Origin of the sequence: Priestia sp. FSL R5-0597 (genome assembly GCF_038006305.1) — a bacterium.
Classification (GTDB): Bacteria; Bacillota; Bacilli; order Bacillales; family Bacillaceae_H; genus Priestia; species Priestia zanthoxyli.
In genome coordinates this window covers 2,933,160-2,947,552 of sequence record NZ_JBBOUZ010000001.1, presented here as the reverse complement: position 1 = coordinate 2,947,552, position 14,393 = coordinate 2,933,160, and the positions used below count along the sequence as shown (strand labels likewise).

The following is a 14,393-nucleotide window of genomic DNA, read 5'->3' as shown; positions in this document are numbered from 1 at the left end:
TAAGTAATAAAGTCTCTTATTTAGGGAACGTACTAACAGTGGCTATTTTCACATAATCTTAAGAGAGTGTGTTCTACTCATAGAAAAGAGCACATTGAAAATGGAGAGAATGTGTACAAGCTTATATAATAGCAATTTGATAAAAAGAAGCTGGAGAGAAGGTGAATCGATGATCACAAATGGTATTTATCGTTTTTTTCTTATTTGGTACGTATGCGGAGTCGTTTTGCTTTCATTTGATTTGCTGCCTTCATGGTTAGAATGGGCAAATGCTGTTTTTCTACACTTGAGCAGTCTTCTTGCTCTTATTTATCTAGCTAAAGCCTATGGAGTAAGGCGGGCACTGGTCGTTGCCGTATTTGTGACAGGCGCATCTATTTATGTCGAAAGTCTAGGTGTTAAACATGGGTTTTTGTTTGGATCCTACGATTATGAAAAAGATTTTGGCGCTAAAATCTTAGGAGTTCCTCTAACCATTGGATCGGCTTGGTTTATGGTCGTAATCACAAGCAGAATATTAGCTCTCGGAATTATGAAGCGCATGGAGCTGCCGTTTATTGTCCATGGAATTGCCTATGCGGTCATTAGTTCGCTATTTGCTGTTATTATGGATTTGGCTATTGATCCCGTTGCCTATGTTGTTAAACAATATTGGGTGTGGGAAGGGGACAGCTTTTATTATAATATTCCTTTATCCAATTTCTCCGGCTGGTTTTTACTGTCTTTCTTCATTCAGCTGGTCGTATATTTCTTTTTAGCTAAGGTTCCTAAAGAAGAAGAGCCGGTATGGGAAAGAAGAATGGTGTTTTTGTATAGTGCAGTCGTCATGATGTTTGTAATTGTAGCATTAGTAAATGGCCTGTGGCTTGTGGTATGGCTGACGATGATTCCTTTTCTTATTCTTTATATTGTGTATAAAAAGGAGACTCGCTTATGATTTATCCGAAGAAAAACTCAATATTTGAGCGCTTTTTTCAACTGTTTGTCACATATCAGCTCAAAAAACAGTTTTATCGTATTCATTTACATATAGAAGAGCTCCCAAAAGATAAAAAAATGTTATTAATTGCTAATCATTCCAGCTGGTGGGACGGTTTAGTGACATTTTATTTAAATAACGCGGTATTAAAAACAGATCTATACGCTATGATGTCTGAACAAGGAATGAAGGATTTTCCTTTTTTTCAACGAATTGGGGCTTTTTCAGTAAATGCAGCGTCTCCGAAGCATACGGTGGAATCGTTAAGGTTTGCCAGTAAGCTGTTAGAAGATAAAAAAGCGGTGCTTGTTTTTCCTCAAGGAAAAGAAGAGCATCTTGAAAAAAGACCGTTAGCTTTTTCTGAAGGACCTGCTTTTCTTCTAAAAAAGCAATCTGACGTTGAAGTTATTCCCATTACATATTATTATACGTTTCGCCATGATCAGCGACCCGAGCTTTTTATCTGGGTAGGGCAAGCTGTTTTTTACGACTTAGCCAATGCAAGAGAAGATATAACCAAAACGCTAGCCGCTGCAGTCACTGCTCAGCTCGATCATCAAAAACAAAAAATCATTCAAGAAAACGATGAGGAATTTACGACTTTATTAAAAGGACGAAAGACGCTTAGCGAGTGGTTAACGTGGTGGAAAGCGAAGGTGAAAGAATGATTTACTATATGCTTTTATTTATTTTGATGCTGCTTCTGACCATTGTAAATATTCAAGCAATGCCTAAATTAAATAGATACAAGTTGAATTCAAAAACACCTCAGCCTCTCATTTCTATTTTGATTCCAATGCGAAACGAAGAACGAAATGTAAAGCGAATCATTTCTTCTGTTAAAGGATTAACGTACAGCAATCTAGAATGTGTCATACTAGACGATCAGTCCACAGATGAAACACGAACACAGCTTTTGAAAGAAATTCACGGAGATTCAAGGTTTACCATCATAGAAGGAAAAGAGCTGAAAGAAGGGTGGGTAGGAAAAGTTCATGCCTGTCACCAGCTGTCGCAAGCTGCAAATGGAGACTATTTATTGTTTGTAGATGCCGATGTACAGCTCAAAGAACGCACGCTAGAACATACTTTAGCCACCGCACAAGCGACAAAAGCAGCTCTTTTAACAGGATTTCCTCGTTTTCCCGTAAAAACGTGGTTAGAAGCATTGGTTGTTCCGCTTCAGCATGTGGTTGTTTTTAGCTATTTACCGGTTGTGGTAGCGAACCGTAACAAGGTGAGCAAAGCTTCAGCAGCTCACGGTGCTTTTATGTTTATAAAAAAAGAAGCTTATGAGATCGCAGGAGGACATGAAGCTGTTAAAACTTCACTAGTAGAAGATGTGCATCTAGCTCAGCTTTTTAAGAAAAAGAAACAGCGCGTTATTTTAGCCAATATTACGTCTCACGTTAGCTGTTATATGTATGAAACAACTGAAGAAGTATGGAATGGGTTTGCTAAAAATATCTTTGTTGGTCTAGGCCGATCCGCTAAAGCAGTTTGGATACTGAGCGTTTTTTTTACCTGTTACTATGTGCTGCCGCTTCCTTTGTTTATAGCAGGAATTCTTACAGGCAACATACTTTGGATTCTTCCTTTTTGCATTATGCTTTTTCAGCGGTTTTTAATTGACCGGTCGGCTCAGCAAAAAGGGCTTTTGTTTCTTACTATGCCGGCGTCGGCAATTGTGCTGATGCTGCTCATGAACCATTCTATGAAGCGTGAACGAAAAAAGCAGGGATATGAATGGAAAGGAAGGCATTATCAATGAAAAAAGTACTAATTGTCGGGGCAGGATTAGGCGGATTAGCTGCAGGAGTTCTTCTTCAAACAAAAGGGTTCGATGTCACAATCGTTGAAAAAAACGAGCACGTAGGCGGAAAAATGATGCCTGTGCAGCTAGGAGAATATTCTTTTGATTTCGGGCCTAATACCATTACAATGCCAGAAGTTTTTCAGTGGTTATTTGAGCAAGCGGGCGAACGTGCAGAAGACTATATGCCTCTTGTTAAACTAACGAATCATACAAATAATTTCTTCACCGACGGTTCACAATTTTCCATGTCTATCGACGAACGAAAAATGATTGAGCAGCTTGAACGTCTCGACCCCTTTGCTGCTAAACAATACCCGGCCTATTTAAAAGAAGTAAAAAGAATATATGACATTGCAAAAAGTCAATTTTTCTACCGGACATTTTCGTCATGGAAAGATTACACAAACCCTTCTCTATTAAAAGCACTGCTGCAAGTAAGGCCGTTTGAAACAATAGATACGTTTCATCAGCGCTTTTTTCGAAATGAAAACATTCGAAATGCATTTAATCGATACGCAACCTATATTGGATCTTCACCTTATACATCGCCCGCTACCTTTTCACTGATTGGACACTTAGAAATGAATGACGGGGTGTACTATGTAAAAGGAGGAAATACTAGAATTGCAAAAGGGTTGGGGCATGTGTTCCAAAAAGCTGGAGGAAAGCTGTACACAAACTGCAGCGTGACTGAAATAGTAGTAAAAAATAAGCGGGCTGTCGGAGTGGAAGTGAATGGAGAAGAAAAGATAGACGCGGATATCGTTATTGTAAACGGGGACTTGCTAAAAGCCTATCCGGCACTCGTAAAAGAGCAGGATAGACCTCATTTTAAAAACAAAAAAGCAGCTGAGTTTGAGCCTTCCATATCAGCCTATGTAATTATGGCAGCAGTTAAAAAGCGCTTTTCTCAGCTGATTCATCATCAAGTGTACTTTTCTCAGGATTACAAGCAGGAATTCTATGAACTATTTCAGCAAAAAACGCTTCCAACCGACCCTACCATTTACGTTTGTAATTCTTCGTATACCGATAACACGGTAGCTCCGGGTGATAATTTATTTATTTTAGTGAATGCCCCTGCTGTAAAAGAAGCGAATCAAGAAAAAATGAAATCTTACAGAGAGGTTGTCTATCGCAAGCTTTCTCAGTTTGGTTTAGATATTGAGCCCTCGCTTGTACATGAACGAATTGTTACTCCATGTGAAATTGAACAAACCTTTGGTGCATTTAAAGGCGCTTTGTATGGAGTGAGTTCAAATCGGAAAATGGATAGTTTTCTTCGTCCAAGCAACGTCTCAAAAGATGTTAAAAACTTATATTTTGTAGGAGGAACGACTCACCCAGGCGGGGGATCTCCTATGGTCACAATTAGCGGTATCAATGTAGCTACGCTTATTTCATCTTCCTAATTGATAAATCAGGATTGTCAAAAAGTTTAGTTTTTTGGTACTATAAGAAAGGACAGAGGCTGTTAACCACCTGTTCTCGCGGATGGAAAAAAATGTTACATAATGAAGTTGAAAAGGTGATTACATAACTATATGATTGTATTTACGTGTCTTATTATTATCATAAGCATTATTCGTCCGTACTTGGAGAGCGTGACTGTTAAGCGAATTGCTTCAGAAGGCAAAAAAATTCGCTACTACAAAGAACAGTTCTTTTTTTATGTGCTAATTTTACTATTTTATATTGCGGTGATGGTATACCATGCGGTTCCACTTTCTATGTTAGGATTGCAGGGAGTATATCTAGATACGATTCACCGGACGGCTCCGTATCCAGCGTGGATTGAATATCTGCTGCTTTTAATCTTTGCAGGTTTTATTATTATTTCCATTATGATCCAATGGATGAAAGATCATGGAGAAACGGTTTTTGTGGAACAGGAGATGCCCACGTCAATTGAGGCAACCGTTCCTAAAACAGAAAGAGAGCAAAAGTGGTGGCTTGCATACAGCGGTATTTCCAGCTTCGTAGAAAGCACCGTCTATTTTCCTAGCTTTTATTTATATAGTCACTATGTATTAGCCATTCAAAATACATGGGTGTTGGCTATTTTAATTGGTATTGGTTATTTCCTATCACAGCTGGCTTTTCAGCGTGACCGTTTGAGTGTCCAGACGCTGTTAGTTGGTATCGGGCTAGGCGCTTTATTTATCATGACAAAGTCAGTTGTAATCATGGTCTTGTACTATGGTTTTAGTTTCTTAATCTATGATATTTATCAACAAGATCGCAATTTAGTAAAAAGCACAGAAGATCACTAAGAAACAACACGGCATAACGCCGTGTTGTTTCTTTTTTTTATAATTTATAAAAAAAGCTTGAAAAGCGCTTTCAATAGTCTTATAATTTAGATAAATCGATTTACTAAACCGGTTTAGTAAGTGGTTAGCTAGTATAATAAGAAAGGTAGGTCGATTTATGAATCATATCATTATTCCTTTAAATGCATTTGAAACGACAAGCTCTCAGCACACCATGATTGGGAAAATATATGAACAGCAAGTACATGGAGTGGAAATTCGAAGAGAGTTAATGAAAAAAGTAGATCAAGAGATTGAGCTTATTGCCGAAGAATTAAAAAGATATCCGCTTTTTACAGTATATTCGGCTCCAATCGAACTGTGGAAAGAAAGTGGAGAGTTAAACAAACAAGAATTAAAATCTATTCTTGAAGAAGCCGTATCACTTGGCGCTCAGTGGGTAAAAGTTTCTCTTGGTTTTTATCAACCACAATCACCTATAGGGGAATTGCAGGAGCTATTGCAGGCATTTCCAGCTTTACATCTATTTGTGGAAAACGATCAAACCAGTTATGGAGGCAACATAGCATCTTTGCACGCATTTTTTGATAACGCTTACGAAATTCCTGTTTCCATGACGTTTGATATTGGTAACTGGCTTTATGTACAGGAACGACCCCAGGAAGCAATCAAAAAGCTAAGGTCATTTGTAGGCTATATTCATATTAAACACGTAATAAAGAATAGCGGAAAGCTAGTAACAACCTCTATATCAAACGATTCAAATGAAATGTGGAAAGATATTTTGAAAGGGTTTTCTCATTCGATTTTTAAAGCTTTAGAGTTTCCAATCGATGAACCGGAACAAATCCCCCGCTTCATTTCATTGGTGCAAGCAGCAGAACAGGAGGAAGTGCAATGAATTCATTAGACGTTATTACCTTCGGAGAAGCAATGGCGATGTTCATGGCAGAACAACCAGGACCGCTGTATGAGATTAAGCATTATACAAAAGAGCTAGCCGGAGCAGAAACAAATGTAGCAATTGGTCTCGCTCGTCTCGGTCTGCACGCAGGGTGGGTGAGCAAAGTCGGCAATGATCCTTTCGGTACGTTTATTATGAAACGGCTACAAGAGGAGTCGGTCAACACCGATTGTGTACTAGTAGATAGCGAACATTCAACAGGCTTTCAAATTAAATCAAAAGTGGAAGTGGGAGATCCGGAAGTTTGTTACTTCCGAAAAAATTCGGCAGCCAGTCACTTGCACCCACGCGATTTTAATCGAAACTATTTTTTAGCGGCAAAACACATGCATATGACAGGAATACCGCTTGCTGTGTCAGCAAGCATGCGTGAATTTGCTCTACACGCGCTTACCTCGATGAAAGCAGCTGGCAGAACGGTTTCCTTTGACCCGAACCTGCGACCGACTCTTTGGACATCGAAGGAAGAAATGATTTTTACAATCAACGAAGCTGCTAAACAAGCAAACTACGTTCTGCCAGGCATTGAAGAAGGGAAAATTTTAACCGGATACGAAAACCCAGAAGACATCGCTTCTTACTATTTAGATGCAGGCGTAGAGCTTGTCGTTATTAAACTAGGTGAACAAGGAGCCTTTTTTAAGACGGCTAAAGAGCAAGGAATGGTTGAAGGAATAAAAGTCAAACAAATAGTGGATACAGTCGGTGCAGGAGACGGCTTTGCAGTAGGGCTGTTAAGCGGACTTCTTCAACATGATTCTCTTACTCAATCTGTCATGAGAGCAAATGCTATTGGGTCATTAGCTGTACAAAGCCCTGGAGATAACGACGGATATCCAACTGAACAGCAGTTGCAAAAATATATGGAATCCCAAAAACAAGGAGTGAAGTGATAATGAAACAGCAGCTAGCAAAAAAAAGATGGCTTCGGTTAATTCCTATCGTATTTATTACGTATAGCCTTGCATATTTAGACCGTGCAAACTACGGGTTTGGAGCAGCAGCAGGGCTGGCAGAAGATCTTCATATTACGCCAGGTATTTCGTCTTTATTAGGATCGCTCTTTTTCTTAGGTTATTTCTTTTTCCAAATTCCTGGCGCTCACTATGCTGAAAATAAAAGCGCCAAAAAGCTGATTTTTTGGTCTCTGATTTTATGGGGAGCACTTGCTACAGCTACAGGTATGGTAAGCCACGTCGGATTTTTGTTTGTTATTCGATTTGCTTTAGGAGTAGTGGAAAGTGCCGTTATGCCTGCTATGCTCGTTTTTTTAAGCCACTGGTTTACAAAAGCAGAACGTTCTAGAGCCAACACGTTCTTAATTTTAGGAAACCCGGCAACGGTCCTTTGGATGTCAATTGTTTCTGGATATTTGCTAGAATCATTTGGCTGGAGATGGATGTTTATTTTAGAAGGTTTTCCAGCTGTTATTTGGGCGTTTTTATGGTGGAAACTAGTAAACGATGAGCCAAAAGATGCAGGCTGGCTGTCGAAAAAAGAAAAAGCAGACTTACACGATGCGCTGCAAAAAGAACAAGAAGGAATTAAACCTGTTAAAGGCTATAAAGAAGCTTTCAAAAATCGTACTGTCATTTTATTAAGCATTCAATATGCTTTATGGAGTATTGGCGTCTACGGATTTGTTATGTGGCTGCCGTCTATTATTAAAGCAGCGCCTAACATGAGTATAGTGAAGACAGGGTGGTTAGCGTCCGTTCCTTACGTATTAGCAGTCGTATTAATGTTAACGGTTTCATATCTATCAGATAAGTTTTTAAAACGAAGCGCATTTGTATGGCCGTTCTTATTAGTAGGAGCTCTTGCCTTTTACGGATCTTATTTAGTTGGCACAAGCAACTTCTGGCTTTCTTTTACTTTACTCGTTATCGCCGGAGGAACGATGTATGCTCCGTACGGACCGTTCTTTGCGATTATTCCTGAAATTTTACCGCGTAATGTTGCCGGAGGAGCGATGGCTTTAATTAATAGCATGGGGGCACTTGGTTCATTTGCCGGTTCTTATATTGTAGGATTTTTAAATGGATCAACAGGAGGGTTTGGCGCTTCCTATATCTTTATGGCTGGATCATTATTCCTTGCGGCAGTTTTAACCATTGTCGCAACGAAAAAGCCAAGAGAAGTTCAGAGTGTGAAGCCAGTTGAAACAACGGCTTAATGTAATGATAGAAAAGGAGAATTGAGATGCATATTGAGAAAATTACAAGTAGCGGTATTGTAGCGGTCATTCGAGGAGCAAGCGCTGAGCGAATTATTCCGCTTGCCTACGCGTTAAAAGAAGGCGGAGTAACAAATCTAGAAATCACAATGGAAAACCCTGCTGCCGTAGAGGTTATTAAAGAATTGAAAAATGAATTTGACGATTCGATGTTTATTGGAGCAGGAACTGTTCTAGACGAAGAAACAGCACGAATTGCCATTATGGCAGGAGCGTCATTTATTTTTTCCCCTACGGTGAACGAACGAACAATTAAAACGGCTAAAAGATACGGAGTCATTAGCGTTCCGGGTGCTTTTACACCTACTGAAATTTTAACAGCCTATGAATGCGGCGCAGATATGATTAAAGTCTTCCCGGCAAGCGTAGTAGGCCCCGCTTATTTTAAAAATATAGCAGGACCGCTTCCTCATATTCCGTTAATGCCAACAGGCGGCGTTACGGCTGAGAATGCGGGAGCTTATATTAAAGCCGGAGCAGCTGCTATTGGAGCAGGAAGCACATTAGTAGATGGCAAGCAGCTTCCAACTCCTGAATACTTACTTCAAGTAACAAGGGAAGCGAAACGTTTTACTCATGAAATTCAAGAAGCTAGGCTTGCGTACGCTTAATAAATAAAGCCTTCTGCTAGCAAGACGGCTTTTCCTTTTTCGTTTTTTTCGTTTACACTAGGAGTAGCATAATTTTAGGGATTGAATGAAAAGGACGGATCATGATGCAAAAAGTTACTATGCTGGACGTTGCAAAAGCAGCAAATGTCTCCAAAAGCACCGTATCACAATACATTAACAAGCGATACGAATATATGGGCGAAGAAACACGAAAGAAAATTAAAGAAGCGATTGATACACTGGGCTATCAGCCCAACTATCTAGCACGAAGCTTAAAACAAAAGCGAACGTCGATGATTGGGATTATTGTTGCCAATATTATGCACAGATTTTCTACGGAAGTCATTCGTGCCATTGAAGACTATTGCCATTCGCAAGATATACATGCCATCATTTGCAACGCAGATGATGACCCTGATAAAGAAAAGAAATATATTAATATGTTAAAAGCAAAGCAAGTAGATGGCCTTATTTTATTTCCAACGGGTGCCAATACTTCTCTTTATGAGCAGATGATCAAAGAAGAATATCCGGTTGTTATTATGGATCGTAAAATTCATGATGTAAAAGGAAAAATTCCATCCGTAGTGGCGAACAACCAAGAAGCCACAAAACAGGCTATTTTGCATCTGCTGGAGCTTGGACATAAGCATATAGCGATTATTACAGAACCATTAACTATTACACCCCGGATTGAACGTGTAGAAGGGTACAAAGAAGCGTTAACATCAGCCAATATGCCTTTAAATGAATTTATGATTATTAACTGCAAAAAAGCGGACATGCAAAAAGCGCTGGAGAAGCTATTTGCAGCCGATAATCCGCCGACAGCGCTGCTGGCTGGAAACGATTTAGTGTTCATTGAAGTGCAGAAATTTATTAAACAACACGGATTTAATATCCCGAATGATTTATCTTTAATTGTTTATGATAATATTCCTTACGCAGATGTAGCAACGCCTGCCGTTACCACGATTTCGCAGCCTGCTTTTGACATGGGAACAAAAGCAGCAGATTTACTTATTAAACAAATTTTGAAAGAAAAGATAGCTTATGAAGAGTACCAGTATGAATGTGAATTAATTATTCGAGAAACAACGTTGTCGCATTAAGCTAAAAAGAGCGCCTATGGCGTGCTCTTTTTAGCTCATCAAAATATTCGTTTTTTTTACGCTGTTACTAAACCGGTTTAGTAGAAAGTGAGGAGAAGAAAGATGAAGATACAATTAGCATTAGATCGCGTCACAATTGAAGAAGCTATTATCCTTGCCAAGCTGGCAGAACCCTATGTTGATTGGATTGAAGTAGGTACATCTCTTATAAAAGAGTATGGAATTGAAAGCATTTATAAAATCAAACAGGCATTTCCGCACAAGACGATTGTAGCAGATATCAAAACGATTGATAACGCAGAGTATGAGTTTACCATGTGCTATCAGGCAGGAGCAGATATAGCAACAGTAATGGGCGTATCACCTTTACCCACGATAGAGACGTGTGCAAATGTCAGCGAAAAATGGAATAAAAAAATGATGGTTGATTTATTAAACACGTCAAGCGGCTCGCAAAAGCAAGTAAGTATTTATAGAAACGCTATTTTTTGCCATCATATCAGCAAAGACGAGCAAGAAAAAGAAGGAAAATCGCTGAGTCAAATAAATTTGCGGCAGTATTTTCATTCAGATGCGCAAATAGCAGTAGCAGGAGGAATTAATCCAGCCTCAGCAGCATCATTACTTCAAATGAAAGCGGACGTTGCGATTATTGGATCAGCGATTACAAAAAGTGCAGATGTGGCAAAGGCATCTGCTGAATTTCAAGACTTATTTATGAGCAGGGGGAACGTATAATGACAAAAACACAAACGATTTTGCATGAAATTACGACCGTAATGAATCACATAAAAGAGCCTCAAATAGAAGAAGTAGCGTTTTCACTTTACCAAGCAAAACGAATTTTTGTTATAGGCGAAGGTCGCTCCGGGTTAATGGGCAAATCATTTGCGATGAGACTGATGCATTTAGGTGCAACAGTATACGTTGTAGGAGAGACCATTACTCCTTCGATTGCAGCGGGTGACGTATTGGTGGCTGTATCTGGTTCAGGAAAAACACAGCAAGTGGTGAGCGTAGCTAAAAAAGCCAAAGAAGTAGGATGTTCAGTTATCGGCATTTCAGCTAGTACAGAATCACCATTAACTGCTCATACTGATGAGCTGCTGCACATTCCCGCTGCAACCAAATACCGAAGCGAAAATGAAGCCGCTTCTATTCAGCCGCTTGGTTCATTGTTTGATCAATGTGCTCATGTTGTGTTTGATACGATTTGCTTAGAATACGGGAATTTGAACCAAACGGATCATGAACAGGCGTTTAAGCAGCACAGCAATTTAGAGTAAGTGGAAATAGGCTGAAACAAAAGTAGGTTGGTTAAAAGAAAATCCGAACGATGAGTCAAGATTCTTGATGGAGAATCACATTCGTTCGGATTTTTTTATTGGTATTGGTGAGCGTAGGTTTCATGTGTGTAGTTGCTTCTAGCTGTTGATTGGATCGATGTAGTTATGTCTCACTCTCTTTTGATACAGGTAAGTCTAAACGTTTACTTCACTTTTGTTTATTGCGAAGATATTCCTTCTCTTCAAAGTAAATAACAGCATTTTTATGTTGAAATTGCTATAATATACAAGCCGGTACATATACTAAGGCGACTGAAAATAAAGGAGTTTTGATTGATGACAAAAATAAAATTAATTTCACATAACGATTTAGACGGGGTAAGTCCAGCACTGTTGGGTCGGTTAGCGTTTGGCGACGACAACTTTGATTACAGCACGGTAAGCATTGGCCGCATCAATGACACAGTGACGCATTTTATTGAAGAAGAAAACGATGGAGACACAGCTTTATACATAACGGATATTAGCGTAAACGATGAAGTAGCGGAAAAATTAAATGAACTGGTAAAAAAAGGCCAGAAAATCACTCTTATTGACCATCATATCTCTGCTCTTCCACTAGCTGAGAAATACGATTGGGTTCATGTTATTGCAGAAGACGAAAACGGTAAAAAGACAGCAGCTACATCTCTTTTCTACGACTACTTAGTGCGCAACAACATGCTTCAAAAAACGGAGTTGCTTGATGAATATGTAGAACTTGTGCGCTTATTTGATACATGGGACTGGTTTCATGAAAATAATGTGAAAGCAAAGCGCCTCAATCACCTATATTATCTAATCCCGCATGAAGAATTTAAAGAGACCATTCTAGAAACGCTTCGTGAATCGTACCATACTGAAAATCAAGAATTTACGTTTACGGACAAACACGAAATTTTACTAGAAGCAGAAGAAAAAAAGATTGAAAAATATATTTACGACAAGCAAAAACAAATCATAAAAGAAAGTGTTGAAATTGCTAAAACAGCGTACAACGTAGGCATTGTATTTGCAGATACATATCAGTCTGAGCTAGGAAATGCACTGTGTCTAGAAAACGAAGATATCGACTTTTCCGTTATGGTGGACATGGGACGCCAAAAGATTGGCTTCCGTGCAGTAAAAGACGAAATCAACTTAGCCGAAATTGTTGGGCACCTTGGAGGAGGAGGTCACCCAAAAGCTTCTGGATGCAAGTTAACGGCTGAAACGTTTGCTCTTTTCGTCACGAATCACTTGTTTAAAGACGAAGAAAAAAGTGAATAAAGCGTATAAGGAGGAGATGCTATGTCATTTAAAGATTTAGTTGTTGTTGTTACGGGAGCTGCGAATGGAATAGGAAAAGATGTATCACGCGCATACGCAAAACAAGGAGCAAAAGTGGTATTGGCAGATGTGGACGAAACCGAAGGCGAGCGTCACGCAGAAGCTATTCAAAGACAAGGCGGAGAAGCCATTTTTGTAAAAACAGACGTCCGAAAAGAAAGCGACATTTTACATCTCGTTGAAAAAACGATCAGTACGTATGGAACGATACATATTTTGATTAATAATGCAGGCGTTTCCCGCTGGAAATCACCGTATGAACTAACCGTTGATGAATGGGATGACATTATCAATACGAACCTGCGCAGCGTGTTTCTATGTTCTCGCGAAGCAGCTAAAGTGATGAGGAAAAACGAAAGCGGAGGCTCCATTGTAAACTTAGCTTCTACAAGAGCTTCAATGTCTGAACCCGATACAGAAGCCTATGCTGCTACAAAAGGAGGAATCGTTGCTTTAACTCATGCACTTGCCGTTTCGCTTGGTGATGACAACATCACGGTAAATGCTATTTCTCCAGGATGGATTGAGACATCTGACTACGATGGCCTTCGTGAAATCGATCATACGCAGCATCCGTCTAATCGGGTAGGAACGCCAGCGGATATCTCAAGAGCGTGTATGTACTTAACAAACGTCGAAAATGATTTTGTAACAGGAGCTAACCTCGTAGTAGACGGGGGAATGACGCGAAAGATGATTTATGAACATTAAGCATCTACGAAAAAAGACTGCCGTATTTAGCAGTCTTTTTTCATATAATCAAGAAAAGAAAAAGATAATAATTTTCGCTTGACAGAACAAAATAATCATTGTAAAGTAAGTTACATAAAGTAATTAAATTTCAATTAATATTTTTTTGGTTTAATATCTCGAATTAGAGATATAAGAATTCATTATATCTTGTTTATCTCCTTTTATCAGGGGGAAGGGTATAAACATGCAATTTAAGCTTAAAAAAACAAACAATTAGGAGTGTGGAAAATGGGTTTTTTAGATAAATTATTTGATAAATCAAGTGATCAACAACAGGTTGGAAAAGATTTTTATGAAGCAATTAAAAACCGACGTTCTATTTATGCAATTGATAAAAATGTAAAAATGTCAGAAGAAAAAATTGAAGAAATTATTAACTTTGCGGTGAAACATACTCCTTCAGCATTTAATTCCCAAAGCGCACGCGTAGTCGTTTTATTTGGCGAACAGCATGATAAAGTGTGGAATATTACGAGAGAAACGCTTCGTAAAATTGTTCCAGCTGAAAATTTTTCAGATACGGATCAAAAAATGAACTTATTCGGAAGCGGCTATGGAACAGTTCTTTTCTTTGAAGATCAAGAAGTAGTTGAAGGGCTGCAAAAGCAGTTCGCATCTTACAGCGAAAATTTCCCGGTTTGGTCTAACCAATCATCAGGCATGCTGCAGCATGTGATCTGGACAGCTCTTGAGCTCGAAGGCCTAGGAGCAACTTTACAGCATTACAATCCATTGATTGACGATGAAGTAAAAGCAGCTTGGAATATTCCAAGTTCATGGAAGCTGATTGCTCAAATGCCATTTGGTAATCCCGTGTCACCAGCGGGAGAAAAAGAATTTCAACCACTAAGTGAACGTGTAAAAGTATTTAAATAAGCAAAAAAAAAGAGGCACGGGCAACATTATTTTAATTAAAGCAAAATCCGAACGATGAATCGTTCGGATTTTTTTATTGGTATGGCAAGCCTAGGTGTTGCGTATGTAGCTGCTTCTAG

The 14,393-nt window shown here is 39.1% G+C and carries 15 protein-coding genes; all 15 read left to right on the top strand.

All coding sequences use genetic code 11. The features are described 5' to 3' along the window. Nucleotides 1-169 precede the first annotated feature (169 nt). The 15 genes from MKX72_RS15055 to MKX72_RS14985 all read left to right on the top strand — a co-directional run bounded on the left by MKX72_RS15055 (nucleotide 170) and on the right by MKX72_RS14985 (nucleotide 14,274). Nucleotides 170-937, top strand: coding sequence for a carotenoid biosynthesis protein (locus MKX72_RS15055; protein WP_033579441.1), 768 nt, complete (start codon nucleotides 170-172; stop codon nucleotides 935-937). Then, on the top strand, nucleotides 934-1,647 hold the full coding sequence (locus MKX72_RS15050) for a lysophospholipid acyltransferase family protein (RefSeq protein WP_155007985.1): 714 nt from the start codon (nucleotides 934-936) through the stop codon (nucleotides 1,645-1,647). The genes MKX72_RS15055 and MKX72_RS15050 overlap by 4 nt, the downstream gene beginning before the upstream one ends. Further along, on the top strand, nucleotides 1,644-2,750 hold the full coding sequence (locus MKX72_RS15045; protein WP_155007986.1) for a glycosyltransferase: 1,107 nt from the start codon (nucleotides 1,644-1,646) through the stop codon (nucleotides 2,748-2,750). Before MKX72_RS15050 ends, MKX72_RS15045 begins: the two co-directional genes overlap by 4 nt. Then, the gene (locus tag MKX72_RS15040; protein ID WP_155007987.1) at nucleotides 2,747-4,207 is read left to right on the top strand and encodes a phytoene desaturase family protein; all 1,461 of its coding nucleotides are present in this window, start codon (nucleotides 2,747-2,749) and stop codon (nucleotides 4,205-4,207) included. The genes MKX72_RS15045 and MKX72_RS15040 overlap by 4 nt, the downstream gene beginning before the upstream one ends. 132 nt (nucleotides 4,208-4,339) lie before the next feature. Continuing rightward, nucleotides 4,340-5,068, top strand: a complete 729-nt coding sequence (locus tag MKX72_RS15035) for a hypothetical protein (RefSeq protein ID WP_028412829.1) — start codon at nucleotides 4,340-4,342, stop codon at nucleotides 5,066-5,068. Between the two features lie 157 nt (nucleotides 5,069-5,225). After that, nucleotides 5,226-5,969: a sugar phosphate isomerase/epimerase family protein gene (locus MKX72_RS15030; RefSeq protein ID WP_033579437.1), complete on the top strand. Its 744-nt coding sequence runs from the start codon at nucleotides 5,226-5,228 to the stop codon at nucleotides 5,967-5,969. Beyond that, entirely contained in the window at nucleotides 5,966-6,925 is a 960-nt protein-coding gene (locus tag MKX72_RS15025) for a sugar kinase (RefSeq protein WP_099000311.1), read from the top strand. Before MKX72_RS15030 ends, MKX72_RS15025 begins: the two co-directional genes overlap by 4 nt. A gap of 2 nt (nucleotides 6,926-6,927) precedes the next feature. Further along, nucleotides 6,928-8,208 (top strand): MFS transporter, encoded by a 1,281-nt coding sequence (locus tag MKX72_RS15020; protein ID WP_013083743.1) that lies wholly within the window; start codon nucleotides 6,928-6,930, stop codon nucleotides 8,206-8,208. A gap of 26 nt (nucleotides 8,209-8,234) precedes the next feature. Further along, on the top strand, nucleotides 8,235-8,879 hold the full coding sequence (locus tag MKX72_RS15015) for a bifunctional 4-hydroxy-2-oxoglutarate aldolase/2-dehydro-3-deoxy-phosphogluconate aldolase (RefSeq protein ID WP_014459503.1): 645 nt from the start codon (nucleotides 8,235-8,237) through the stop codon (nucleotides 8,877-8,879). A 101-nt stretch (nucleotides 8,880-8,980) separates the two neighbouring features. Further along, a complete protein-coding gene (locus tag MKX72_RS15010) occupies nucleotides 8,981-9,991 on the top strand; it encodes a LacI family DNA-binding transcriptional regulator (protein ID WP_049165310.1) in 1,011 nt (336 codons plus the stop codon). A gap of 102 nt (nucleotides 9,992-10,093) precedes the next feature. After that, nucleotides 10,094-10,729 carry a 3-hexulose-6-phosphate synthase gene (gene hxlA, locus MKX72_RS15005; protein WP_049165308.1) on the top strand — a complete coding sequence of 212 codons (636 nt, stop codon included), beginning with the start codon at nucleotides 10,094-10,096 and terminating at the stop codon, nucleotides 10,727-10,729. After that, the gene (hxlB, locus tag MKX72_RS15000) at nucleotides 10,729-11,277 is read left to right on the top strand and encodes a 6-phospho-3-hexuloisomerase (protein WP_033579433.1); all 549 of its coding nucleotides are present in this window, start codon (nucleotides 10,729-10,731) and stop codon (nucleotides 11,275-11,277) included. Before hxlA ends, hxlB begins: the two co-directional genes overlap by 1 nt. 336 nt (nucleotides 11,278-11,613) lie before the next feature. Then, nucleotides 11,614-12,585, top strand: a complete 972-nt coding sequence (locus MKX72_RS14995; protein WP_098625824.1) for a DHH family phosphoesterase — start codon at nucleotides 11,614-11,616, stop codon at nucleotides 12,583-12,585. A gap of 21 nt (nucleotides 12,586-12,606) precedes the next feature. Next, on the top strand, nucleotides 12,607-13,356 hold the full coding sequence (locus tag MKX72_RS14990) for a glucose 1-dehydrogenase (protein WP_049165303.1): 750 nt from the start codon (nucleotides 12,607-12,609) through the stop codon (nucleotides 13,354-13,356). A 270-nt stretch (nucleotides 13,357-13,626) separates the two neighbouring features. Continuing rightward, nucleotides 13,627-14,274, top strand: coding sequence for a nitroreductase family protein (locus MKX72_RS14985; protein WP_033579430.1), 648 nt, complete (start codon nucleotides 13,627-13,629; stop codon nucleotides 14,272-14,274). Nucleotides 14,275-14,393 lie beyond the last annotated feature (119 nt).

What these genes read in the sequence shown, in the direction of transcription:
- MKX72_RS15040 (WP_155007987.1), top strand. Translation starts at nt 2,747, where the DNA reads ATGAAAAAAGTACTAATTGTCGGGGCAGGATTAGGCGGATTAGCTGCA.
- MKX72_RS15010 (WP_049165310.1), top strand. Translation starts at nt 8,981, where the DNA reads ATGATGCAAAAAGTTACTATGCTGGACGTTGCAAAAGCAGCAAATGTC.
- MKX72_RS15030 (WP_033579437.1), top strand. Translation starts at nt 5,226, where the DNA reads ATGAATCATATCATTATTCCTTTAAATGCATTTGAAACGACAAGCTCT.
- hxlA (WP_049165308.1), top strand. Translation starts at nt 10,094, where the DNA reads ATGAAGATACAATTAGCATTAGATCGCGTCACAATTGAAGAAGCTATT.
- hxlB (WP_033579433.1), top strand. Translation starts at nt 10,729, where the DNA reads ATGACAAAAACACAAACGATTTTGCATGAAATTACGACCGTAATGAAT.
- MKX72_RS15050 (WP_155007985.1), top strand. Translation starts at nt 934, where the DNA reads ATGATTTATCCGAAGAAAAACTCAATATTTGAGCGCTTTTTTCAACTG.
- MKX72_RS14985 (WP_033579430.1), top strand. Translation starts at nt 13,627, where the DNA reads ATGGGTTTTTTAGATAAATTATTTGATAAATCAAGTGATCAACAACAG.
- MKX72_RS15015 (WP_014459503.1), top strand. Translation starts at nt 8,235, where the DNA reads ATGCATATTGAGAAAATTACAAGTAGCGGTATTGTAGCGGTCATTCGA.
- MKX72_RS15025 (WP_099000311.1), top strand. Translation starts at nt 5,966, where the DNA reads ATGAATTCATTAGACGTTATTACCTTCGGAGAAGCAATGGCGATGTTC.
- MKX72_RS15055 (WP_033579441.1), top strand. Translation starts at nt 170, where the DNA reads ATGATCACAAATGGTATTTATCGTTTTTTTCTTATTTGGTACGTATGC.
- MKX72_RS15020 (WP_013083743.1), top strand. Translation starts at nt 6,928, where the DNA reads ATGAAACAGCAGCTAGCAAAAAAAAGATGGCTTCGGTTAATTCCTATC.
- MKX72_RS14990 (WP_049165303.1), top strand. Translation starts at nt 12,607, where the DNA reads ATGTCATTTAAAGATTTAGTTGTTGTTGTTACGGGAGCTGCGAATGGA.
- MKX72_RS15035 (WP_028412829.1), top strand. Translation starts at nt 4,340, where the DNA reads ATGATTGTATTTACGTGTCTTATTATTATCATAAGCATTATTCGTCCG.
- MKX72_RS15045 (WP_155007986.1), top strand. Translation starts at nt 1,644, where the DNA reads ATGATTTACTATATGCTTTTATTTATTTTGATGCTGCTTCTGACCATT.
- MKX72_RS14995 (WP_098625824.1), top strand. Translation starts at nt 11,614, where the DNA reads ATGACAAAAATAAAATTAATTTCACATAACGATTTAGACGGGGTAAGT.